Origin of the sequence: Pseudomonas viridiflava, assembly GCF_900184295.1 — a bacterium.
GTDB lineage: Bacteria > Pseudomonadota > Gammaproteobacteria > Pseudomonadales > Pseudomonadaceae > Aquipseudomonas > Aquipseudomonas viridiflava.
The window spans coordinates 2786382-2809723 of record NZ_LT855380.1; the positions used below are offsets into that span (position 1 = coordinate 2786382).

Consider the following 23342-nt stretch of genomic DNA (forward strand, 5'->3'; position numbering starts at 1 on the left):
CGGCTCACTGAATCCACAGTCTGTGCCATTTGTGACGCGGAGCGTCACGGGAGGCATACCCACGCAGAGCGATGGGCACGATCAGTGTCGAGGCGGACTTGTGTATAACGACTCGTGCCCGGCGACGGTCTGACATTGCTGCGGCTTACTCGTCGTAACCCAGGTTCGGTGCCAGCCAGCGCTCGGTCACGCTGAGGTCCTGACCTTTACGGGCGGTGTAGCTCTCGATCTGATCCTTGTCGATCTTGCCGACTGCGAAGTACTGCGCTTGAGGATGGGCAAAGTACCAGCCGCTGACCGCCGCCGCCGGGAACATGGCGTAGTGTTCGGTCAGGAACACGCCGCTGCGGCCAGGGGTGTGCTCGGGCGTGCCTTCCGGCAGCGGGTCCAGCAAGGCGAACAGGGTGCCTTTTTCGGTGTGATCCGGGCACGCCGGATAGCCTGGCGCCGGGCGAATGCCCATGTACTGCTCTTTGATAAGGGCTTCGTTGTCCAGCGCCTCGTCCTTTGCGTAACCCCAGTAATCCTTGCGCACCTGCTGGTGCAGCCACTCGGCACACGCTTCGGCCAGACGGTCGGCCAGGGCCTTGACCATGATCGAGTTGTAGTCGTCGCCGTTGTCCTGATAAGCCTTGGCCACTTCCTCGGCACCGATGCCTGCGGTGGTGATGAAGCCACCGATGTAGTCGGTCAGGCCGCTGCTCTTCGGCGCCACGAAGTCGGCGAGCGAGTAGTTGGGCTTGCCGTCTGGCTTGATGGTCTGCTGGCGCAGGTGATGCAGTTTTGCCAGCGGCTTGCCGTCTTCGCCATAGACTTCCAGATCATCGTGATCAACCTGATTGGCCGGCCAGAAGCCGAACACGGCGCGGGCGCTGATCAGTTTTTCGTCGATCAGCTTGCGCAGCATCTGCTGAGCGTCGGCGAACAGCGCGGTGGCAGCCTCGCCAACCACTTCGTCGGTCAGGATGCGCGGGTATTTGCCGGCCAGATCCCAGGAGATGAAGAACGGCGTCCAGTCGATGTAGTCGGCCAGGACGTTCAGGTCGATGTCGTTCAGTACCCGGGTGCCGGTGAAGGTCGGCCGGGCAGGGGTGTAGTGTTCCCAGTCGAACTGCGGCTTTTTCGCAACGGCAGCGCCGTAGCTCAGGCGTTCGGTGCGCGAACTGCGTGCCGAGGTGCGCTCGCGCACTTCGATGTAGTCCAGGCGCGTCTTCTCGATGAAGGCGGGCTTCAACTCTTTGGACAACAGTTGAGTGGCAACGCCCACGGCACGCGATGCGTCGGTCACGTAGATGACTGCGTCATTGCTGTACTTGGGTTCGATCTTGACCGCAGTGTGGGCCTTGGACGTGGTTGCGCCACCGATCATCAGTGGCAGGTGGAAGTCCTGACGCTGCATTTCCCGGGCGACATGCACCATTTCGTCCAGCGAAGGCGTGATCAGGCCGGACAGGCCGATGATGTCGCATTTCTCTTCGCGGGCCACCTGGAGGATTTTCTCCGCAGGCACCATCACGCCCAGGTCGACGATGTCATAGCCGTTACAGCCCAGCACCACGCCGACGATGTTCTTGCCGATGTCATGCACGTCGCCTTTGACCGTGGCCATCAGAATCTTGCCCTTGGCCTCCGGCTTGTCGCCTTTTTCCAATTCGATGAAGGGAATCAGGTGCGCCACGGCCTGTTTCATCACGCGGGCGGATTTGACCACTTGGGGCAGGAACATCTTGCCGGAACCGAACAGGTCGCCGACCACGTTCATGCCAGACATCAGCGGGCCTTCGATCACTTCGATAGGGCGGTTGAACGACTGGCGCGACTCTTCGGTGTCTTCGACGATGTGGGTGGTGATGCCCTTGACCAGCGCGTGTTCCAGGCGCTGATTCACGGGCCAGCTGCGCCATTCCTCGGTTTCGGCTTCCTTGACGCTGCCATCGCCCTTGAACTTGTCGGCAATCGCCAGCAACGCATCGGTGCCTTCGGGGTTGCGGTTTAGCACCACATCCTCCACGCAGTCGCGCAGTTCCGCCGGGATCTGGTCGTAGATTTCCAGCTGGCCGGCGTTGACGATACCCATGCTCAGGCCGTTGCGGATGGCGTGCAGCAGGAAAACCGAGTGAATGGCCTCGCGCACCGGGTTGTTGCCCCGGAACGAGAACGATACGTTGGACACACCGCCGGAGGTCAGCGCATACGGCAGCTCGTCGCGGATGTAGGCGCAGGCGTTGATGAAGTCTACGGCGTAGTTGTTGTGCTCTTCGATGCCGGTGGCAATGGCGAAGATGTTCGGGTCGAAGATGATGTCTTCCGGCGGGAAGCCGACTTCATTGACCAGAATGTCGTAAGAGCGTTTGCAGATTTCCTTCTTGCGCGCCTCGGTGTCGGCCTGGCCCTGTTCGTCGAAGGCCATGACCACTACCGCCGCGCCGTAACGCTTGCAGAGTCTGGCGTGGTGAATGAACTGCTCGACGCCTTCCTTCATGCTGATGGAGTTGACGATGCCCTTGCCCTGGATGCATTTCAGGCCCGCTTCGATCACTTCCCATTTCGAGGAATCGATCATGATCGGCACACGGGAAATGTCCGGTTCGCCTGCGATCAGGTTGAGGAAGGTCACCATCGCCTTCTTCGAGTCCAGCATCCCTTCGTCCATGTTGATGTCGATCACCTGCGCACCGGCCTCGACCTGCTGCAGGGCGACTTCCAGTGCTTCGGTGTAGTTGTCTTCACGGATCAGGCGGGCGAAGCGGGCGGAACCGGTGATGTTGGTGCGCTCGCCGACGTTGACGAACAGCGACTGGCGATCGATGGTGAACGGCTCGAGCCCCGACAGGCGACAGGCCTTGGGGATGTCCGGGATCTGACGCGGCGCATAGCCGGAAACGGCCTGGGCGATGGCCTTGATGTGTGCGGGCGTGGTGCCGCAGCAGCCGCCGACGATGTTCAGGAACCCGCTTTCGGCGAATTCCTCGATGATTTTTGCAGTCTGGCTCGGCAGCTCGTCGTATTCACCGAAGGCATTGGGAAGACCGGCGTTCGGGTGCGCGGACACATGGGTGTTGGCCTTGTTGGCCAGTTCCTGCAGATAAGGACGCAGTTCGCTGGCGCCCAGTGCGCAGTTCAGACCGACCGAGATCGGCTTGGCGTGACTGATGGAGTTCCAGAACGCTTCGGTGGTCTGGCCGGACAAGGTGCGGCCGGACGCGTCGGTGATGGTCCCGGAAATCATGATCGGCAGCTCGAAGCCCAGTTCTTCGAACACGCCTTGCACGGCGAAAATCGCGGCCTTGGCGTTGAGGGTGTCGAAAATGGTTTCGATCAGGATCAGGTCCGCGCCGCCCTCGATCAGGCCGCGCGTGGCTTCGGTATAGTTTTCCACCAGCTCATCGAAGGTGACGTTGCGGTAGCCGGGATTGTTGACGTCAGGCGACAGCGAGCAGGTCCGGCTGGTCGGGCCGAGCACGCCTGCGACAAAGCGCGGTTTGTCCGGGGTTTCAAGGGTCTTGGCATCCGCGACCTTGCGCGCCAGGCGAGCGCCTTCGACGTTCAGCTCATAAACGATGGATTCCATGCCGTAATCGGCCTGGGACACCTGAGTGGCGTTGAAGGTGTTGGTCTCGAGAATGTCGGCCCCGGCGTCCAGGTATTCCTTCTCGATGGCGCCGATCACGTCCGGGCGCGTCAGGATCAACAGGTCGTTGTTACCCTTGACGTCGCTCGGCCAGTCGGCGAAACGCTTGCCACGGTAGTCCTGCTCCTCAAGCCTGTAGCTCTGGATCATCGTGCCCATGCCGCCATCGAGGATCAGGATCCTTTGTTTCAGAGCATTGATGAAGGCTTGATGGCGGGCGCTACGGTCGGACATGAGGGCTACCTTGAGAAGGTCGATACTTAAAGAAGGCGATAATAGCAAACCGGAACGGATTTGGTGTTGTCGGGGCTTTTGCATGAAAATCGTTCATGTTGAGGCGGTGTATAGCCTTGTAGAATCATCGGCTTTTACTCTCAGAGCCCGGTTTCCATGCCGCACCGCTTGCTGGCAGGCATTGTCCTGCTCTTTTCCTGCTGCGTGCTTCAGGCCCAGACACCGCCTCCGGTCTCGTCGCCTGCCATTTCCTACGTGCGGGATATTCAACCGATCCTCACCGAAAAGTGCGTGGCCTGTCATGCCTGCAACGACGCGCCTTGTCAGTTGAATCTGGGCAGTGGCGAGGGCGTCAGTCGCGGCGCCAGCAAGATACCGGTCTATCAGGGTGAGCGCACCGAGGCCGCCGCGCCGACCCGTCTGTTCTATGACGCTCGCGACACCGACGCGTGGCGCGGCAAGGGCTTCTACTCGGTGCTGGATGCACAGGGCAGTCAGGCGGCGCTGATGGCGCGCATGCTGGAATTGGGGCGCAGTGCGCCATTACCTGCCAATAGCAAGATTCCGGACACCATTGCACTGGGCATTAATCGTGAAAACGTCTGCCCGCTGCCCGGCGAGTTCAATGCCTACGCGGCCGCGCATGCCCAGCAGGGCATGCCGCTGGCGGTTGCAGGACTGACCGACGCCGAATACCAGACGCTGCAGCGCTGGCTGGCCGCCGGCGCCCCGGTTGAGTCGCAGACGATCACGCCGACGGTCACCGAGGCAAGTCAGATTCTTGCCTGGGAAAACCTGCTCAATCAGCCCGGTGCCAATCAGGCGCTGGTCGGTCGCTGGCTGTTCGAGCATCTGTTTCTGGCCCACATCTACTTTGAAGACGGCGCGGCGGGGCATTTCTATCAGTGGGTGCGCTCACGAACACCAACCGGCAAGCCGATTGACCTGATTGCCACGCGGCGCCCCAACGATGATCCGGGCAGTAACGTCTACTACCGTCTGGTGCCGGTGCAGGGCGTGATCGTCCACAAGACCCATATCACCTACGTGCTGAGCCCGCAGAAGATGGCCCGGGTCAAGCAACTGTTCTACGCCAACGACTGGAAGGTCAACGCCTTGCCCGGCTACGGTCCGGGACATCGGGCCAATCCGTTTCAGACCTTCGAGGCCATTCCGGCCGAGGCGCGTTATGAGTTCATGCTCGATAACGCCGAGTACTTCGTGCGCACCTTCATCCGTGGCCCAGTCTGTCGTGGGCAGATCGCTACCGACGTGATCCGCGATCAGTTCTGGGTCATGTTCCAGGAACCCGGACACGACCGTTACGTGACTGATGCGGTTTACCGGGGCGAGGCGACGCCGTTACTGGCCATGCCCGGGCAGAACGATAACGTCGGCAGTGTGCTGAGCCTCTGGCTGTCCTATCGTGATCGTCGCAATGCCTACGAGAACCTGCGGCGCGACACCTACGCGAAGAAACCGCCACCGGGCTGGGGCGATTTGTGGACCGGAAATGACAACGCACTGTTGACCGTCTTCCGCCATTTCGACAGTGCTTCGGTGACCAAGGGGCTGATCGGCGACGTGCCGCATTCAATGTGGCTGTTCGATTACCCGTTGCTGGAACGCACCTATTACCAGTTGGCGGTCAATTTCGACGTCTATGGCAATGTCTCGCATCAGGCCCAGACGCGGCTGTATTTCGACCTGATCCGCAATGGCGCGGAAATCAACTTCCTGCGCCTGATGCCTGCCGACCTGCGCGAAGGTCTGCTCGGTGATCTGTATCAGGACAGTGGCAAGGTCAAGATGTGGCTGGATTATCAGGACATCGACGACGACACCCCCACAGGCATCGGCCTGGACAAGAAAAGCCCGGTACGTGACTTCGCCAACAAGCTGATTCAGCGGGTCGGCCCGCTCAATGCGTCGCCCGATCCGATCAATCGCTGTGATGGCGCGTTTTGTTCGCGTCCGGGCCTGAGCAGCAGCTTTGCCCAGGCGGAGCAGGCGCTCAGCCGGTTGACGTCGCGTCCCGCTGCGGGGCTCAAGGTCATCGACCAGTTGCCCGAAGCGACGATGCTGCGTATCGAGGACGGCACCGGCAAGCGGGAGATGTACAGCATGTTGCGCAACCGCGCCCACACCAACGTGGCGTTCTTGCTGGGTGAGTCCTACCGCTATATTCCGGGGCTGGACACGCTGAGCATTTATCCCGGTGTGCTCAGCAGTTACCCGAACTTCATGTTCAACGTGCCGGCTGCCGAAGTGCCCGCGTTCGTCGATGCGATGCAGCAGAGCAAGGATCAGGCGAGCTTTGAACAGATCGTCCAGCGGTGGGGCATCCGGCGGACGCATCCGCTGTTCTGGACGTACTTCCACGACCTGAACCGCTATATTCAGGAAACTGCGCCGCGTGAAGCGGCGGTGCTCGACATGAACCGCTACGAAAACCTCTGAATCCGTACGTTTCCGCCTGCAGGCCATGAGATATATGGCCTGCGGCCATCTCTGCAAACCTGAACGAATCCCGTTTTCTACGATCTTTTTTTCAAAAATGCGGTCCGAGGGGGGGCGCGCCATGGAACCTGTCGCTGACGCGAGCCCGGGTTGCTGGTTGAGTTGAAAGTCAGGCAGTAGAGGTTTTTCAATGTTGATTTCGGTACAGGCCCTGCGGGCGTTCGCAGCATGGGTGGTGGTATGTCATCACTTCATGCAGATTTTTTACGACTTCAAGGCCAGTGGTCCCATTGGCGAATTCTTTGTCTCCAAAGGCGCCGTCGGCGTCGATATCTTTTTCGTGATCAGCGGACTGGTGATCTTCCTTTCTACCCAGAAAAGCGACATGCCCGCTAGTCGTTTCATCCTGCATCGTCTGATTCGTATCGTCCCTGCGTACTGGCTGTATACCGCCGCCATGGCGCTGTTGCTGCTGGCTGCGGCGCCCATGTTGCCGCACCAGGTCATCGGCTGGCAGAACTTCATGCTGTCGCTGATCTTTATTCCCTCCGAAAATCCCGGCGGTTACGGCTTGTACCCCACGCTGAACGTGGGCTGGACGCTCAATTACGAAATGTTCTTTTACCTGCTGTTCAGCATGGTATTTCTGTTCAGACAGCGCCATCGGCCGCTGATCATCGCAGCGGCGCTGTTCGGTGTCAGTGAGGTGCTGGCGCGTGCGGGGGTGATCAGCCGCTTCTACGGCAACGACATTATTTACGAGTTTCTGCTGGGTATCGGCATCGGCATTCTGTATCGCCGTGGCTGGATCAAGGAGGCGCTCTGGCTGCCGTTGGCGGGTATCGCGGTCGGTCTGTACGCCATCAATCACCTGACCAATGACCAGCGCCTGCTGAACTGGGGACTGCCCAGCGCACTGATTGTATTGTCCTGTATTTCGCTGGAACCCTACTTCCGTGGCAGTCGACTGCTCAAGGTGCTCGGCGATTGCTCGTATTCGGTGTACCTGTTGCATGTGCTGGTGCTGTACGCAGGGTTGCTGATGGCGCAGCGCTACGGTCTGAGCCCTTATCTGGTGTTCGCATTCTGTGTGCCGGTCATCGCCATTGGCGCATGGCTGAGTTATGAGTGGATCGAGAAGGGGATGTATCGTCGTCTCAAGGACTGGCTGGACGCGCGCCGCGCCGTGCAGCCCGCCAGGGCGCTTTCCTGATGGGTCCATTTCCGACGGGCTCTTTTCCGACAAGAATACTAGGACTTTGTGCGGCGCACTCGATTGGCGTAAACTGCTGGCACGTCTGCGAGGAATTTTCATGACCGCTATCACTATTACCGATGCCGCCCACGATTATCTGGCCGATCTGCTGGAAAAGCAGAACACCCCGGGCATCGGCATCCGCGTGTTTATTACCCAACCTGGCACTCAGTACGCCGAAACCTGCATCGCCTATTGCAAGCCGGGCGAAGAAAAGCCGGAAGACAAGGCGATTGGCCTCAAGAGCTTCACGGCCTGGATCGACGGTTTCAGCGAAGCCTTTCTGGACGACGCTGTCGTCGATTACGCCACCGACCGTATGGGCGGCCAACTGACCATCAAGGCACCTAACGCCAAGGTGCCGATGGTCAACGCCGACAGTCCGATCAACGAGCGGATCAACTACTACCTGCAAACCGAAATCAATCCGGGGCTCGCCAGCCACGGCGGTCAGGTTACGTTGATCGACGTGGTCGAGGAAGACACCCAGAACATCGCTGTTCTGCAGTTCGGCGGCGGTTGCCAGGGCTGCGGTCAGGCCGATGTCACCCTGAAGGAAGGCATCGAACGTACCCTGCTGGAGCGTATTCCAGAGCTGTCGGGTGTACGGGATGTGACCGACCATACCCAGAAAGAAAACGCTTACTACTAAGCTGTTCCTTTCCCGGAAAACGCCCTGACCTGTTCAGGGCGTTTTCGTTTCTGGCGAGTGCATCTCCCTCAAGATTTTGTATGAAGTTGTACGCTCATCCCTTCAGTTTTCGTTTTCCATGACGATCTAGTGGCACTGGGCCAAAGGAGGTGGCTGTCAACGTCTGAAGAGTGAGCAATCAATGTCCTTTTTTCCTTTCTGGCGCCGCGATCGTGCTGCGCTCAAGCAGCTGGTTTCGGCCATCGTGAGTGGCGGCAAGCCAAATGTCGCAGGTTGCGCCGAAGCCGCAGGCGTGACTGAAGCCTGGAACCACATCGAAACAACCAACCTGCAGGCGCAGGATCGCATTCGTTCGCTGGAGATTGAACTCGAGCAGGCTCGGCTTATGCTGGGGGAGGCTGCGTCGAGCGCTACTGCGTATGAAACCCGATTCGATCTGGTGAATCTCGCTTCCAGTGAGGGGCTTTGGGACATGGAGGTCGTGGCGGGCGATCCTGTGAATCCGAAGAATCGGTTCTGGTGGTCTCAGCAGTTGCGCACCTTATTGGGATTCAACGACGAACGCGACTTCCCCAATGTGCTGGCGAGCTGGGCGGACCGACTTCATCCGGAAGACAAGCAAGCCACGCTGGATGCGTTCGCACGGCACCTTAACGACAAGACCGGCCGTACGCCCTACAAGGTCAAAAATCGCCTCGCCATGAAGAATGGCACCTACCGCTGGTTTTATGCGCAAGGCGAAACACTGCGCGACGCCCATGGGGTCCCGCTGCGTGTGGCAGGTTCACTGCGAGACATTCAGGACGAGCTCGAACGCGACCGCGCTCATGACGTCATCATCACCCGCTTCGAACTGGCGCGTGAAATGCTCTCTGATGGCCTGTGGGACATGGAGGTTATCGCTGGTGATCCGGTCAATCCTCGAAACCCCTTCTGGTGGTCACCTCAGTTCAGAAGGCTTCTAGGCTTCGAGACTGTCGAAGAGTTTCCCGATGTGCTGGACAGCTGGGCGTCCAGGCTGCATCCCGAGGACAAGGAGCGCAGCCTCAATTCTTTTGGTGCTCACCTGAACGATCGCAGCGGCAAGACGCCGTTCGACATCGAGTACCGATTGAAGATGAAGAGCGGAGAGTATCGCTGGTTCAGGGCTCGTGGGCAGACCAAGCGCGATGCGACTGGCGCGCCACTTCGCGTGGTAGGTGCTTTGGTTGATGTGCATGTTCTGCATGAGCAGGAGGCGCTTCGTGAGGCGGAATCCCAGCATCAGCGCAATCTGGAGGAAAACCTGGCGCAGCTTTCCCAGATCGTCAGCACCATCGAGAGCATTGCGAGCCAGACCAATCTGCTGGCGTTGAACGCTGCCATCGAAGCGGCGCGGGCCGGTGAAGCAGGGCGCGGGTTTGCAGTAGTCGCTGACGAAGTGCGCAAGCTCGCGACCCGAACCACGGATGCGACCCGGCAAGCCGTCAGCATGATGGGCCGATAAGCCTTCATTCCGGTCTGTTATCAGCAGCGTGCGCCATGAGCTCTGGCCGCACGCTGCTGTGCTTTGGTGGCTTTCCTGGCTTTCAGGCAGGTTGCTGAACGGATGGCGATTCATCGAGGGTGACCAGCACAGCCCCTTCATTGACCATGTCGCCCTCGCGGCAGTGCAGCGCCGTGACCACGCCCGCTGTAGCTGCGCGGATGCTGTGTTCCATTTTCATGGCCTCCAGCACCACCAGCAGCGTTCCGGCTTCGACAGACTGCCCGGGCTCCATGAGCACTCGAACAATGCTGCCGTTCATGGGAGCTGTCAGACCGCCGTGCAGGTTACCGATCAGTCCGGCCTGGGCGATCGGGTCTGGCTGGGTGACCGTGAAGGGCTCGCCGTGCCATTTCAGGTACAGGCTGGTACCTCGACGAATGGCCAGATGCTGAAGCCTGACACCGCCCGTTTCGACACTCAGCGTCTCTGAGTTCAACCGATACCGTGATTCGCTGTCGTTACGCAGCCGAAGCCTTTTGCGGTCGCCATTGCACTCCAGATGCAGGTCGATTTCAGCCGGCATACCTGCGCGAAAACCAGACCTGGCGCTCCATGGCGAGGCGGGGTCGTCTTCGCGGAGGCGTCCGGGTTCGCTCTGCCTGAAGGCTTCAGCAGCGGCCTGCCAAAAATCCTCGGACAATGGCCGTTGTTCGGGCAGCAACTGAGCCTGATAGCGGGGGATGAACCCGGTATCCAGCTCGGCAGCGGCGAAGGCCGGGTGCGCGATGATCCGGCGCAGGAACGTCAGGTTGGTCCGCACGCCACCGACTGCAAACTCATCGAGCATGCCGAGCAGGCGCAGGCGCGCTTCCTCACGGTTTTCACCCCAGGCAATCAGCTTGCCGAGCATTGGGTCGTAGAACGGCGAGATGCCGTCGCCTTCGCAGACACCGCTGTCTACGCGGCGTCCGAAGCCGGGTGTCGATTCTCGATACAGCTCGAGCTTTCCGGTCGCGGGCAGAAAATCATTGGCCGGGTCTTCGGCGTACAGCCGTACCTCGATGGCGTGGCCGATCAGCGGAACCTGCGCCTGGCTGATGGGCAGCGGTTCACCGCGTGCCACGCGGATCTGCCATTCCACCAGATCGAGGCCGGTGATGTATTCGGTGACCGGGTGTTCGACCTGCAGGCGGGTATTCATCTCCATGAAGAAGAACTCGCCGCGTGCATCCAGCAGAAACTCCACTGTGCCCGCACCCACATAACCGATGGCTTGTGCCGCCTTGACCGCCGCTTCACCCATGGCCCGCCGCAGCTCGGGCGAAAGGCCGGGGGCGGGCGCTTCCTCGACGACTTTCTGGTGACGACGCTGAATCGAACAGTCGCGCTCGTTCAGGTACAGGCAATGGCCGTGTTGATCGGCAAATACCTGAATCTCCACATGCCGTGGCTGAAGCACATATTTTTCGACCAGCATGCGCGAGTCGCCAAAAGAGGACAAAGCTTCACGCTGGGCAGAGGCCAGGGCTTCGGCCAGTTCGCTGTCCTGCTCGACCACCTTCATGCCCTTGCCGCCACCACCGGCTGTGGCTTTGAGCAGGACCGGGTAACCGATACGCTCTGCCGCGGCGCGAAAGGTCTCGATGTCCTGTGCAGCACCGTGATAGCCCGGCACCAGTGGCACGCCTGCGTCTTCCATCAGGGACTTGGCCGCCGACTTGCTGCCCATGGCGTTGATGGCCGAGGCGGGCGGGCCGAGAAAGATCAGCCCGGCGTTTTCGATGGAACGGGCAAAGTCGGCGTTCTCCGAGAGGAAACCGTAGCCGGGGTGAATGGCCTGGGCTCCGCTGGCCTTGGCGGCGGCGATGAGCTTGTCGATCATCAGGTAGCTTTCCGAGGCCTTGCTGCCGCCCAGATCGACGCAGATGTCGGCTTCGCGACTGTGACGTGCGTCCCGATCAGTTGCGCTGTGTACGGCAACGGTGGTCAGGCCCATTTTCTTTGCCGTGCGCATGATGCGGCAGGCAATTTCGCCTCTGTTGGCAACCAGCAGCGTGTTCAGTTCAATATGGCTCATGACTGCGAGTCCTTTTCATACGAGGCGCTGTCATCGGCTTGCGCCTGCCAGCCGGGCGAGCGCTTGTTCAGGAAGGCGCGCAGACCTTCCTGTCCTTCGGCACTGGTGCGGATGCGCGCGATGGCGCTTTCGCAGTAACGACGCAGGGCTGGGGTCAACTCGCCGCTGCCGACCTCGCGAAGCAGATCCTTGCTGGCGCGCATGGCTTGCGGGCTGTTCAGCAGCAGGTTATCGACCCAAAGGGCGGTCTGCTCGTCCAGCGTCGCCAGCGGGTAGTGTTCGGCGATCAAGCCGATCTGTTGCGCGCGCTCGGCACTGAAGCGCTCCGCTGTCAGCGCATAACGCCGTGCGGCGCGTTCACCGATGGCTTGAACCACGAACGGGCTGATGACCGCAGGCGCCAGGCCGATGCGCACTTCGGACAGGCAGAACTGCGCATCGTCAGCGGCGATTGCCATGTCGCAGCAACTGATCAGGCCCAGTGCGCCGCCGAAGGCTGCACCTTGCACCACGGCCAGCGTAGGAATCTTCAGCTTGGCGAGGTTGTACATCAGCTCGGCCAGTTCCCGAGCGTCGTCCAGGTTGGTGTTGTAGTCCAGTTCTGCGGCCTGTTGCATCCAGGCCAGATCGGCACCAGCGCTGAAATGCTTGCCGCGACCGCGCACCAGCAGAAAACGCAAGGCCGGTTGGCTCTGGACCTCGTCCAGCGCCAGGATCAGTTCGCGGATCATCTGCGCGTTGAAGGCGTTGTTCTTGTCCGGCCGGTTCAGCCACAGCGTGGCGAAGCCGCGTGGGTCGTCAATCAGTTCTATTGTCGCGAAGGCAGTCATGGTCATTTCCCGGCTTACATTCGGAACAGGCCGAACGTGGTGGGTTCGATAGGGGCGTTGAGCGAAGCGGAGAGGGCAAGCGCAAGAATGTCCCGGGTCTGCGCCGGGTCAATCACGCCGTCGTCCCACAGGCGGGCGCTGGAATAGTACGGGTGGCCCTGATGCTCGTATTGATCGAGGATCGGCTGTTTCAGCTCGGCCTGCTGTTGTGCACTGAACGCCTGGCCGCTGCGTTCGGCCTGTTCGCACTTGACCTGCACCAGCACGCCAGCAGCCTGCTCGCCGCCCATCACGCCGATTCTTGCGTTGGGCCACATCCACAGAAAACGCGGATCGTAAGCGCGGCCACACATGCCGTAATTGCCCGCGCCGAAACTGCCGCCGATGATCACGGTGAATTTCGGCACCCGCGCACAAGCAACAGCCGTTACCAGCTTGGCGCCATGCTTGGCGATGCCGCCTGCTTCGTATTTCTGACCGACCATGAAGCCTGTGATGTTCTGCAGGAAGAGCAGGGGAATACCGCGCTGGCAGGCCAGTTCGATGAAATGCGCGCCTTTCTGCGCGGCCTCGGCGAACAAAATGCCGTTGTTGGCCAGGATCGCGACCGGATAGCCTTTCAAATGGGCGAAGCCGCACACCAGTGTGGTGCCGAACAGCGCCTTGAACTCATCGAACACCGACCCATCCACCAGCCGGGCGATGACTTCACGCACATCGAACGGTTGCTTGGTATCGGTCGGGATGATGCCGTACAGCTCGTCGCTGGCGTACAGCGGGTCAATGGGCGTCTGTACATTCAGCTGTCCCTGCTTGCGCCAGTTCAGGTTCGCGATGCAGCGCCGCGCCAATGCCAATGCGTGTTCATCGCTGTCAGCGTAATGGTCTGCGACGCCCGAGGTCCGGCAATGCACGTCGGCACCTCCCAGGTCTTCGGCGCTGACCACTTCGCCAGTGGCGGCCTTCACCAGCGGCGGACCGGCGAGAAAGATCGTTGCCTGCTCACGGACCATGATCGCCTCGTCGGCCATCGCAGGCACGTAAGCGCCGCCAGCGGTGCAGGAACCCATGACCACGGCGATCTGGGCAATGCCCTGAGCGCTCATATTGGCCTGATTGAAGAAGATGCGGCCAAAGTGTTCACGGTCCGGAAACACTTCGTCCTGACGCGGCAGATTGGCCCCGCCGGAATCCACCAGATAGATGCAGGGCAGACGGTTCTGCTGGGCGATGGCCTGGGCACGCAGGTGCTTTTTGACCGTCAGTGGATAGTACGAGCCGCCTTTGACGGTGGCGTCGTTGGCGACGATCATGCACTCGACACCCTCGACCCTGCCGATTCCGGCGATCACGCCCGCTGCCGGGACGTCTTCGCCGTAAACCTCGTAGGCGGCCAACTGGCCGATTTCCAGAAACGGCGAACCAAGGTCCAGCAACTGATTGATGCGGTCACGGGGCAATAGCTTGCCGCGCGACGTGTGGCGCTCCTGCGCCTTGGGACCGCCGCCTTGCTGAACCTTGCTCAGCAAGGCACGCAATTCATGAACCTGTTCCAGCAGCGCTGCGCGATTGAGCGCGAATTGCGGGTCCCGGAGATTGATGCGGGTATGCAGAATGGCCATAAGGACTCCGGAATCAACGGGTTTCGTTGAACAGTTCGCGGCCGATCAGCATGCGGCGAATTTCGCTGGTGCCCGCGCCGATTTCATAGAGTTTGGCGTCGCGTAGCAGACGGCCTGCGGGAAACTCGTTGATATAGCCGTTTCCGCCGAGGATCTGAATGGTGTCGAGTGCCATCTGGGTGGCGCGTTCGGCGCTGTAGAGGATCACGCCTGCAGCGTCCTTGCGGGTGGTTTCGCCACGATCACAGGCCTGCGCCACGGCGTACAGGTAGGCACGGCTGGCGTTGAGCTGGGTGTACATGTCGGCGACCTTGCCCTGGATCAGCTGGAACTCGCCGATGCTCTGGCCAAACTGCTTGCGGTCATGGATGTAAGGCACCACCACATCCATGCAGGCCTGCATGATTCCCGTCGGGCCGCCAGAGAGCACGACGCGCTCGTAATCCAGGCCGCTCATCAGCACCCGGACGCCGCCGTCGAGCGTGCCGAGCAGGTTTTCTTCAGGCACCTCGACGTCATCGAAGAACAGCTCGCAGGTGTTGGAACCACGCATGCCGAGCTTGTCGAACTTGTTGCTGCGGGAGAAGCCTTTCCAGTCGCGCTCGACGATGAACGCGCTGATACCGTGGGCCGCCTTTTCCAGGTCGGTCTTGGCGTAGATCACGTAAGTGTTGGCATCCGGGCCGTTGGTGATCCAGGTCTTGCTGCCATTGAGCACATAGCGATCGCCGCGTTTGTCGGCGCGCAGCTTCATCGACACCACGTCCGAACCGGCATTGGGCTCGCTCATGGCCAGTGCACCAACGTGCTCGCCGCTGATCAGCTTCGGCAGATAACGAGCTTTCTGCTCGGGGTTGCCGTTGCGATTGATCTGGTTCACACACAGGTTCGAGTGCGCACCATAGGAAAGCGCTACCGAGGCCGAGCCGCGACTGATTTCTTCCATCGCCACGACATGAGCCAGATAGCCGAGACCGGCGCCGCCGTATTCTTCACTGACCGTGATACCCAGCAGACCCATGTCGCCAAACTTTCGCCACATATCAGCCGGGAACAGGTTGTCTTTGTCGATCTGCGCTGCGCGTGGGGAAAGTTCTGCGCTGACGAAGGACCGCAACTGGTCGCGCAGCATGTCGATGGTTTCGCCCAGGGCGAAGTTCAGGCTGGGGTAACTCATGGGTAGCGTTCCTGTTTTATTCTTGGCGGATAGGCTATGACCTTTACGTTAACGTAAACCTGCGTCGTGGCACTGTCAATGTCGGCGTTGATCGCAACAGGTAGTCAGCGGGGGTGAGGGGAATGTCGAATGCCGGAAAGCACGAAGGGGAGCCTGGGCTCCCCTTCAAGGTTTCTTCTTTATGCTCTTTTTTTGTTTTCGGGAGGCCTGTTGTTGTTTTTGGCAGCCTTGCCCTTCACATCTTTTTTGAGCGATCCCTAGGCGGGACCAAAAGCAAACGTATTTTTTTGAGCGCTGATGACACTTTCATCGTAGTGATCCAACCAGTCTGGTACCCGCCTTGAGGCAGTTTTATTGTTCTCTGTCTGGTTGCGAACGGCTTGCAGGCAAGCAGTTCTGAAAAGCTATCCACTCCAAAAAAATCTGTTAGCTACGCCTCTGTCCGTGTTGTTCTTGTTGTGTCAGAGCCGGTACGTATTGTTTTTATTGGGTTGCTGCGTGTTTTTTTATTTTTGTTGTACCAGAGATATAGCAGGACCCGTGCCAGTTTTACGAAACCCTTTAAATACGGGGCTTCGGGTGTCTCGCTGCATCACGTGACCTTTAAATGGGTTGTCGATTGTTTCCGTGTTACCCGTTTGCCTCGACAGGACGCGACGGAGGGTAACACTCTGTGACAAGTTGTCGCACTTGGTTACCGACCGGTGACACGCTCATGCAGACAGGCGCGCCCTGGCTACGCGCGAACCGTTGCTGCGCTCAAGCACGTCGCAGATACGCTGGCCGGCCTGAATCACCTGATCGAGATCGACTCCGGTTTCGATGCCCATGCCTTCGAGCATGTACAGCACGTCTTCGGTCGCGACGTTGCCGCTGGCGCCCTTGGCATAAGGGCAGCCACCAAGGCCCGCCACAGAGCTGTCGAACACGTGAATCCCTTCCTCAAGGCTGGCGTAGATATTCACCAGCGCCTGACCGTAGGTGTCGTGAAAGTGTCCCGCCAGCTTACCGCGTGGAATCTGACCGGCCACGGTATTGAACAGGGCATGGGTTGCGCCGGGCGTGCCGGTGCCGATGGTGTCGCCCAGCGAGATCTCGTAGCAGCCCATGGCGTGCAGTTCATTGGCGACGGCAGCCACTTGCTCGGGGGCGATACGACCTTCATAAGGGCAGCCCAGCACGCAGGATACGTAACCCCGGACGCGCAGCCCATGCAGACGCGCCGCCTCCATGATGGGTGCGAAACGCTCCAGGCTCTCGCTGATCGAGCAGTTGAGGTTGCGCTGCGAGAACGCTTCGGAGGCAGCGGCGAACACCGCCACTTCCCGCACGCCAGCCGCCAGGGCGTCTTCGAATCCTCTGAAGTTGGGTGCCAGCGCCGAATAGATAACGCCTTCACGGCGCTGAATCTGTTCAAAGACGTGCGCGGACCCGGCCATTTGCGGTACCCATTTGGGCGAGACAAAGCTGCCGACCTCGATGTGGCCCAGCCCTGCGGCGGTCAGGTCGTCCACCAGACGGACCTTGTCTGCGATGCTGATGGGGCGTGATTCGTTCTGCAGGCCATCGCGCGGACCCACTTCTACAAGGCTTACATGCTGGGGCAGGGACGTGGGCAAAGGCATGGCTAGGCTACCTGAAGTCATAAGGTTGGAGTGGCGGTTCGATCCAGTGCCGCACGGCAGCGCTCTTCCGCCGTATCGAGTTCAAGCTGCATCTGCTGTATGTCCAGTAACTGCTGTTCGAGCTGATCACGACGTTCGGCGATCTTGCCGAGCATGGTGTGCAGTTGCTTCTGGTTATCGCCGCTGGGGTCGTAGAGCGAGATCAGTTCCTTGCACTCGGCCAGCGAAAAGCCGATGCGCTTGCCGCGCAGAATCAGTTTCAGCGTGACCTTGTCGCGCGCCGAATAGATGCGTTCCATGCCGCGTCGCTCGGGGCAGAGCATGCCTTGTTCTTCATAGAAACGAATGGCGCGGGTGGTGATGTCCAGCTCGCGAGCGAGTTCTGAAATGCTGTAGGTCTGGCTGCTCATGGTGGGCTCAACGATAGACGTAGGGCTTAACCTACGGCCTGCTTGACGTTTACGTCAAGCAGGCGCGTTGATGAGTCGCCACCACAAAACAGTCTGTTTCAAGCTCGAATCAACTTTAACGTTAAGGATTTTATTTAAATTAATCAGATATTTGAGCGTTTAAGCTGAAGCTTTATCGAGGTTCTGTTCTTGCGCGGTAACCCGCTGACACAGCTCGATGATCTGCTCGCGCATCCAGCGATTGGCCGGGTCCTGATCCGTGCTTTCGTGCCAATAGAGGTGCGTTTCGACCGAGGGCACGTCATTCACCGGCAGGTACACGAAGTGCAGGTCATTGCGCCGGGCGAAGCGTTCCGGCACGGTCATGACCATGTCCGTCTGCTGCAAGACCTGTGTCGCCATCAGGTAGTGCTGGGAGCGCAGGGCGATCTTGCGCTGGATGCCCATCTTGCCCAGCGCCAGATCCACATGCCCCAATCCACTGCGCCGACTCGAAATATGAATGTGTGCCTGGGCCAGGTAGTCATCCAGTCCGAACGCCGGCTTGCCGGCCAGAGGGTGGCCTTTTCGCATGGCGCAGACATATCGGTCTTCCATCAGCTTGACGTGACGTACCTGCGGATCGGTGTTGAGCGGCGCATCGACTGCGAAATCCAGGCGCCCGGCCGCCAGTTCCTTGGTCGTCTCGCGGCGCTTGGACAGAAAGCTCTCGATGGTCACTGCTGGCGCCAGACGCCGCAGACGTTGAAACAGCAGCGGCAGAATCACCGCTTCGGTAAGGTCGGTCATGCTGATGCGATAGTTCTTGCTGGCCTGCTGCGGATTGAATATCCGGCTTTCCTGCACGGACACTCTCAGCAGAGACAGGGCATTGCGCACCGGACCGATGATGTTCTGCGCCATGGGGGTTGGGACCATGCCCTGGGCGGTGCGCACGAACAGCGCATCGTTGAAGGTTTCGCGCAAGCGTGCCAGCGCGTTTGAGACGGCGGGTTGGGTGATGCCGACGATCTGTCCGGCCCGGGTCAGATTGGCTTCGGTATAAATGGCGTCGAAGACAATGAATAGATTGAGATCAACCTTGCTCAGGTTCATTGGTGGAGCGCCTCGTCCTGTTTTTGTGGATCGTCGCTTGTGCCGCAACGTGGCTCGATCATATATCGGTTATGAATGTTTATACACGCCGAGAATAGATTAGATAAATGTCTGAGCGTTCTCTAGGATCCTTCTCATCAAAAGACGCCCTGAAAAAAGGTAGCTGCTCATGGATTTTGCGTATTCCCCCAAGGTGCAGGCACTGCGTGAGCGTGTGACCGCGTTCATGGATGCCTATGTGTATCCGGCCGAGCCGGTATTCGAGCGGCAGGTTGCAGAGGGTGACCGCTGGCAGCCGACGGCGATCATGGAGCAGCTCAAGGCGCAGGCGAGGGCGGAAGGGTTGTGGAACCTGTTCCTGCCCGAATCGGAACTGGGTGCCGGGCTGACCAATCTGGAATACGCGCCGCTTGCGGAAATCATGGGCCGTTCGCTGCTGGGGCCGGAACCCTTCAACTGCTCGGCACCGGACACCGGCAATATGGAAGTGCTGGTTCGTTACGCCAGCGAAGAGCAGAAAACCCGCTGGCTCGAGCCTCTGTTGCGTGGCGAGATTCGTTCGGCCTTTGCCATGACCGAGCCGGACGTTGCCTCATCCGATGCCACCAACATGGCTGCGCGGGCCGAACGTCAGGGCGATGAATGGATGATCAACGGCCGTAAATGGTGGACATCCGGTGCCTGTGATCCACGCTGCAAAATCCTGATTTTCATGGGCCTGAGCAACCCGGATGGTCCGCGTCATCAGCAGCACTCCATGATTCTGGTGCCGGTCGACACGCCCGGCGTGAAAATAGTGCGGCCGCTGCCGGTATTCGGTTACGACGATGCGCCTCATGGTCACGCAGAGGTGCTGTTCGAAAACGTTCGCGTACCTTATGAAAACGTTCTGTTGGGAGAAGGACGCGGCTTCGAAATCGCTCAGGGGCGTCTCGGGCCGGGCCGTATCCACCACTGCATGCGCTCGATCGGCATGGCCGAACGGGCACTTGAATTGATGTGCAAGCGCTCCATCGATCGCGTCGCATTCGGCAAGCCTTTGGCGAGGCTCGGCGGCAATATCGACAAGATCGCCGATTCACGCATGGAAATCGACATGGCTCGCCTGCTGACACTCAAGGCGGCGTACATGATGGATACCGTGGGCAACAAGGTGGCGAAGAGCGAGATCGCGCAGATCAAGGTCGTGGCGCCCAACGTTGCGTTGAAGGTGATCGACCGGGCCATCCAGATGCATGGCGGCGCGGGCGTTTCCAATGATTTCCCGCTGGCCTACATGTATGCCATGCAACGTACCCTGCGCCTGGCCGATGGCCCTGACGAGGTCCACCGGGCGGCAATCGGCAAGTTTGAGCTGGGCAAGTACGTGCCTGCGGATGTGTTGCGCGGTCGTTCCTGAACCCTCTGACAGGCCGCTGCCCGCGGCAGGTACGCTTCGTTGGAGGCGCCACCAAGCCTTCGACCTGGCGATGTCGCGCAGCAGATACGGGGCTGTGGGAGGCGGCTTGCCGGCGATGCAGTCGACGCGGTATGTCAGGAAAATCGCGTCATCGTTCATCGCCGGCAAGCCGCCTCCCTCGGTCCGTTGAAATGCCGCGAACCTCAGCTACTCCACCCACACCTCAACCCGCCGGTTCTTGATCCTTCCATCGTCCAGATCATTGGCCGCTACAGGCATCTCATCGCCAAGCCCCAGAATTTCACGAAAGGTCACACCGCTTTTCTGCAGTTCACGGCGTACGGCCATGGCTCTGAGTCTTGAAAGCAGCACCGCGCGCTCCGGGTCGCTCTTGGCGTCACCGAAGCCGACCAGCGTGACATGCTGGTCAAGCTTCCCGTTGGCCTTCAGGTATTCCACCACGCGCTTCAGATCCAGCTGGGCCTTATTGTCCAGCCGCGCGCTGCCCTGGGCGAAGCGGAAGTTGACTGAAAGGCGCTCGGCCTTGCGGGTGAGGGATTGGTAATCGACCGGCATCTGGCTGGTTGTCGCGACCTTGACCGCCTGCACGGTCTGCGCGACGAACCCGTTCTGCGCCACGATGGCCTGACCCTCTGCGCTTTGAGCGAACTGCACCAGCGCCTCAGCCCAAGGCTGTTGTTTCAGTGGCGGCACATAGAAGAACAGGCGCCTCGACAGCGGATAATCCTCGGTGGCGATCAGGTTGACCGTCGGCAGCATGGGCTTTGAATCACCATCGGCGATCGCGATGGCACGGGCGCGACGAACGTAAGGCAGGCCGATGAACCCGATACCGTTACGGTCCTTGCTGACCTCATCGGACAGCTGCTCGCTGGACTCGAATCGTAGCGCGGCTTTGGACAGGCTTTTGCCCTGCTTGACCAGCACCAGTTCCTTGAAGGTTTCCCAGGTCCCCGACTTCTCGTCGCGTGCGTAAAGCCTGATCGGGCCGGTCGTGCCACCGACCTCGCTCCAGTCCCGGACCTCGCCGGAAAAGATCCGCGCCAGTTGCCGGGTATCCAGCACGCGCAATGGATTGGCCGGATGCAGAATCACGGCCACACCGTCGATGGCAATGACTTGTTCTCCGGCAGTGCTTTGAAGGTCACCAAGTCTTGCGAGGTCCGCAGCCTCCTGGGGCTTGATCGGGCGTGAGGAGGAGGCCATGTCGGCCGTCCCTGCATTCAGCGCCTCGAATCCGGTGCCTGAACCATGGGCGGCGACTTCTACCCGAACGGGCTTATCCCTGCCGGGCACCGTGCCTACAACACGCTGTTCATTGACGGCGTCGCCCGGCAAGGTCTGTACGGCTTGCAGGCCCTGTTGCCGCATCAGGCCTTCGACCAGCGCTGGTCCGAGCCGGGCGTTGATGGTATTGGAACCTTGAATGCGCAACGCGGGCGAATCGTCAGTCGGCATCGGCAGCAGGGGAGCCGCGACGCAGGGAAAAGTGGCGCTTGCAAGGAGCAGCGCCGCAAGCAGAGCGCGCAACATCGGCGGCACCTTGAATGAACGGAAGTGCCGAGAGAATAAGACAGGGACGTTACTGCAAAATGACAGTTTTCATGTCGGATGAGGCGCTACCTGCCCGGAATGTCGGGCAGGCGCTTGTGCTCGGCCGTCAGTTGAGTTCGAGCCAGATCGGCGCGTGGTCCGATGGCTTTTCCATGCCTCGCAGATCGTAATCCACCCCGGCAGCCTTGATGCGAGGCTGCAGGCCGCTGGAGGTCATGATCAGGTCGATCCTGAGGCCGCGCTTGGGTTCGTCTTCAAAACCTCGGCTGCGGTAGTCGAACCAGCTGAACCGATCGACGACTTCCGGGTGCAGGTGCCGGAAACTGTCCACCAGGCCCCAGTTTTTCAAGCGTTCCATCCACTCGCGCTCTTCGGGCAGGAAACTGCATTTACCGGTTTTCAACCAACGCTTGGCGTTGTCCGGACCGATGCCGATGTCGCAGTCCTGTGGCGAAATGTTCACGTCGCCCATCACGATCAGCGGCTGCTCTTTGCTGAAACGGGTTTCCAGCAGCGTTTGCAGGTCGTTGTAAAAGCGCTGTTTGGCGGGGAACTTGGTCGGATGGTCGCGGCTTTCGCCCTGTGGGAAATAGCCGTTCATGATGGTAACGGACTGGCCGTCGGCATCGGCATAAGTACCCCAGATGAAGCGCTTCTGTGATTCTTCGTCGTCGCTGTCAAAGCCCTTGTGCAGTGCCAGCGGTGCCTGGCGCGATAACAGAGCGACGCCGTAATGACCTTTCTGACCATGAAAATGAACGTGGTAACCCAGGGCTTCGATCTCCGCCTGCGGGAACTGCTCGTCCGAGACCTTGGTTTCCTGAAGGCCGATCACGTCAGGCTGGTGTTTCTCGATCAGCGCTGCCAGCTGATGCGGTCGAGCGCGAAGCCCATTGATGTTGAACGAGACGATTTTCATAAAACGGCAGTCCTGAAGAAAAACAAACCGCGATGCTAGCTGACCTGTCGGCTCAGGGCCAGTAGAGCGGGCTGCCGAGCTATATCGAGCCTGTCGGACAATTTGTTTGAACTGTCGCAAGGTGCCATCACTCGAAACGATGCTTGCCCAAGTGCTGCGCAATAGCAGTCCCGTCATTATGAGGTCCGTCCATGTCCCAACCTGCTGCCATCCGGGGCGAAATTCGCCAGCTCGACAGTGGTTATGCCCGTGAAACCCGTGCCTTGCTGTTCCGTGCGTACCGTAACGATCCGACCTTCGCCTATGTCTTCAACTCGCAGCGCTCGGGCTTCGAGAACCGTATTCGCGAAACCATCCGCCAACTGGTCAAGCAGCACTTTCTGCAGAACCAGCCCGGGATGGGTCTGTTCATTGACGATCGTCTGGTCGGCGTGGCGCTCATTGCGCCGCCGCAGCGTCGTTTGGGCATCACTGAAAGCTGGGCATGGCGATTGCGCATGGTGGTAGGGACTGGCCTGAGCTGCACACAACGCTATCTGGCTTATTACAATGCAGTGCTCGCCTGTGTCCCATCGGAGACCGTACATGTGCTGCCGTTGATCGGGCTGGAGCCTGAGTTTCAGGGGCAAAAAACCGGTCAGGAGCTGAGCGAGCAACTGCTGCAGGCACTCCACGACTGGTGCTCGGAAGATGAAAATTCCGAAGGCATCGTGCTGGATACTGGAAACCCGCGCTATCTTGAGTTCTATAAGCGGCAGGGCTATCAGGAAATCGGCGAAATCGTGGTAGGACCTGTCCGCGAGCACGTCTTCTTTCACCCCAATCCTAAGGTCCCACTGGCGGTCCATGACGTAACGGTTTGAAACACCGTTGTTTTGGGGTTTTCAGCGTAGCCCTCAGGTCGTGCTAGCAT

Annotated in this window: 15 protein-coding genes and 3 pseudogenes; 8 read left to right on the forward strand and 10 right to left on the reverse strand. The window is 59.8% G+C overall.

Annotated features, from left to right (window positions below; translation table 11 throughout):
* Positions 1–145 precede the first annotated feature (145 nt).
* On the reverse strand, positions 146–3865 hold the full coding sequence (metH, locus tag CFBP1590_RS12800; RefSeq protein ID WP_088235167.1) for a methionine synthase: 3720 nt from the start codon (positions 3863–3865) through the stop codon (positions 146–148).
* Positions 3866–4021: 156 nt separating this feature from the next.
* Here metH and CFBP1590_RS12805 point away from each other — a divergent pair, with 156 nt between their 5' ends.
* The 5 genes and pseudogenes from CFBP1590_RS12805 to CFBP1590_RS28490 form a co-directional block, all read left to right on the forward strand.
* Positions 4022–6325, forward strand: coding sequence for a fatty acid cis/trans isomerase (locus CFBP1590_RS12805; protein WP_088235168.1), 2304 nt, complete (start codon positions 4022–4024; stop codon positions 6323–6325).
* 190 nt (positions 6326–6515) lie between these two features.
* Entirely contained in the window at positions 6516–7538 is a 1023-nt protein-coding gene (locus CFBP1590_RS12810; RefSeq protein ID WP_088235169.1) for an acyltransferase family protein, read from the forward strand.
* 100 nt (positions 7539–7638) lie between these two features.
* A complete protein-coding gene (gene nfuA / locus CFBP1590_RS12815; protein WP_004884435.1) occupies positions 7639–8232 on the forward strand; it encodes a Fe-S biogenesis protein NfuA in 594 nt (197 codons plus the stop codon).
* Between the two features lie 472 nt (positions 8233–8704).
* A pseudogene (locus CFBP1590_RS28485) lies at positions 8705–9424 on the forward strand (PAS domain-containing protein); the annotation flags it as partial.
* Between the two features lie 75 nt (positions 9425–9499).
* A pseudogene (locus tag CFBP1590_RS28490) lies at positions 9500–9688 on the forward strand (methyl-accepting chemotaxis protein); the annotation flags it as partial.
* Positions 9689–9800: 112 nt separating this feature from the next.
* Here the strand turns inward: CFBP1590_RS28490 and CFBP1590_RS12825 are convergent.
* The 4 genes from CFBP1590_RS12825 to CFBP1590_RS12840 are packed head-to-tail and all read right to left on the reverse strand — an operon-like array spanning position 9801 to position 15406.
* On the reverse strand, positions 9801–11777 hold the full coding sequence (locus CFBP1590_RS12825; protein WP_088235171.1) for an acetyl-CoA carboxylase biotin carboxylase subunit: 1977 nt from the start codon (positions 11775–11777) through the stop codon (positions 9801–9803).
* A complete protein-coding gene (locus CFBP1590_RS12830) occupies positions 11774–12613 on the reverse strand; it encodes a gamma-carboxygeranoyl-CoA hydratase (protein WP_029241819.1) in 840 nt (279 codons plus the stop codon). Before CFBP1590_RS12830 ends, CFBP1590_RS12825 begins: the two co-directional genes overlap by 4 nt.
* 8 nt (positions 12614–12621) lie before the next feature.
* Entirely contained in the window at positions 12622–14229 is a 1608-nt protein-coding gene (locus CFBP1590_RS12835; RefSeq protein ID WP_043306084.1) for a carboxyl transferase domain-containing protein, read from the reverse strand.
* Between the two features lie 13 nt (positions 14230–14242).
* Complete coding sequence (locus CFBP1590_RS12840) at positions 14243–15406, reverse strand: isovaleryl-CoA dehydrogenase (RefSeq protein WP_004884441.1); 1164 nt, start codon at positions 15404–15406, stop codon at positions 14243–14245.
* A 122-nt stretch (positions 15407–15528) separates the two neighbouring features.
* On the opposite strand from CFBP1590_RS12840, the pseudogene CFBP1590_RS28085 reads away from it, so the two are divergent.
* Positions 15529–15836, forward strand: a pseudogene (locus CFBP1590_RS28085) (hypothetical protein).
* Between the two features lie 283 nt (positions 15837–16119).
* On the opposite strand, the gene CFBP1590_RS12850 reads toward CFBP1590_RS28085, so the two are convergent.
* The 3 genes from CFBP1590_RS12850 to CFBP1590_RS12860 form a co-directional block, all read right to left on the reverse strand.
* Complete coding sequence (locus tag CFBP1590_RS12850) at positions 16120–17031, reverse strand: hydroxymethylglutaryl-CoA lyase (RefSeq protein ID WP_032663713.1); 912 nt, start codon at positions 17029–17031, stop codon at positions 16120–16122.
* Positions 17032–17048: 17 nt separating this feature from the next.
* The gene (locus tag CFBP1590_RS12855; RefSeq protein WP_025995485.1) at positions 17049–17441 is read right to left on the reverse strand and encodes a MerR family transcriptional regulator; all 393 of its coding nucleotides are present in this window, start codon (positions 17439–17441) and stop codon (positions 17049–17051) included.
* Positions 17442–17600: 159 nt separating this feature from the next.
* Complete coding sequence (locus CFBP1590_RS12860; protein ID WP_043306085.1) at positions 17601–18536, reverse strand: LysR family transcriptional regulator; 936 nt, start codon at positions 18534–18536, stop codon at positions 17601–17603.
* 169 nt (positions 18537–18705) lie between these two features.
* On the opposite strand from CFBP1590_RS12860, the gene CFBP1590_RS12865 reads away from it, so the two are divergent.
* Positions 18706–19935 carry an acyl-CoA dehydrogenase gene (locus tag CFBP1590_RS12865; RefSeq protein WP_088235172.1) on the forward strand — a complete coding sequence of 410 codons (1230 nt, stop codon included), beginning with the start codon at positions 18706–18708 and terminating at the stop codon, positions 19933–19935.
* A 207-nt stretch (positions 19936–20142) separates the two neighbouring features.
* Here the strand turns inward: CFBP1590_RS12865 and CFBP1590_RS12870 are convergent, their stop codons facing one another.
* Positions 20143–21489, reverse strand: coding sequence for a substrate-binding domain-containing protein (locus CFBP1590_RS12870; RefSeq protein WP_088235173.1), 1347 nt, complete (start codon positions 21487–21489; stop codon positions 20143–20145).
* Between the two features lie 127 nt (positions 21490–21616).
* On the reverse strand, positions 21617–22429 hold the full coding sequence (xthA, locus tag CFBP1590_RS12875; protein WP_058431453.1) for an exodeoxyribonuclease III: 813 nt from the start codon (positions 22427–22429) through the stop codon (positions 21617–21619).
* A gap of 191 nt (positions 22430–22620) precedes the next feature.
* On the opposite strand from xthA, the gene CFBP1590_RS12880 reads away from it, so the two are divergent.
* The gene (locus tag CFBP1590_RS12880; protein WP_029241826.1) at positions 22621–23292 is read left to right on the forward strand and encodes a GNAT family N-acetyltransferase; all 672 of its coding nucleotides are present in this window, start codon (positions 22621–22623) and stop codon (positions 23290–23292) included.
* Positions 23293–23342: the final 50 nt, after the last annotated feature.

Bases quoted from the DNA above. Each gene is read 5' to 3' on its own strand.
- metH (WP_088235167.1), bottom strand. From the start codon at position 3,865: ATGTCCGACCGTAGCGCCCGCCATCAAGCCTTCATCAATGCTCTGAAA.
- CFBP1590_RS12805 (WP_088235168.1), top strand. From the start codon at position 4,022: ATGCCGCACCGCTTGCTGGCAGGCATTGTCCTGCTCTTTTCCTGCTGC.
- CFBP1590_RS12810 (WP_088235169.1), top strand. From the start codon at position 6,516: ATGTTGATTTCGGTACAGGCCCTGCGGGCGTTCGCAGCATGGGTGGTG.
- nfuA (WP_004884435.1), top strand. From the start codon at position 7,639: ATGACCGCTATCACTATTACCGATGCCGCCCACGATTATCTGGCCGAT.
- CFBP1590_RS12825 (WP_088235171.1), bottom strand. From the start codon at position 11,777: ATGAGCCATATTGAACTGAACACGCTGCTGGTTGCCAACAGAGGCGAA.
- CFBP1590_RS12830 (WP_029241819.1), bottom strand. From the start codon at position 12,613: ATGACCATGACTGCCTTCGCGACAATAGAACTGATTGACGACCCACGC.
- CFBP1590_RS12835 (WP_043306084.1), bottom strand. From the start codon at position 14,229: ATGGCCATTCTGCATACCCGCATCAATCTCCGGGACCCGCAATTCGCG.
- CFBP1590_RS12840 (WP_004884441.1), bottom strand. From the start codon at position 15,406: ATGAGTTACCCCAGCCTGAACTTCGCCCTGGGCGAAACCATCGACATG.
- CFBP1590_RS12850 (WP_032663713.1), bottom strand. From the start codon at position 17,031: ATGCCTTTGCCCACGTCCCTGCCCCAGCATGTAAGCCTTGTAGAAGTG.
- CFBP1590_RS12855 (WP_025995485.1), bottom strand. From the start codon at position 17,441: ATGAGCAGCCAGACCTACAGCATTTCAGAACTCGCTCGCGAGCTGGAC.
- CFBP1590_RS12860 (WP_043306085.1), bottom strand. From the start codon at position 18,536: ATGAACCTGAGCAAGGTTGATCTCAATCTATTCATTGTCTTCGACGCC.
- CFBP1590_RS12865 (WP_088235172.1), top strand. From the start codon at position 18,706: ATGGATTTTGCGTATTCCCCCAAGGTGCAGGCACTGCGTGAGCGTGTG.
- CFBP1590_RS12870 (WP_088235173.1), bottom strand. From the start codon at position 21,489: ATGTTGCGCGCTCTGCTTGCGGCGCTGCTCCTTGCAAGCGCCACTTTT.
- xthA (WP_058431453.1), bottom strand. From the start codon at position 22,429: ATGAAAATCGTCTCGTTCAACATCAATGGGCTTCGCGCTCGACCGCAT.
- CFBP1590_RS12880 (WP_029241826.1), top strand. From the start codon at position 22,621: ATGTCCCAACCTGCTGCCATCCGGGGCGAAATTCGCCAGCTCGACAGT.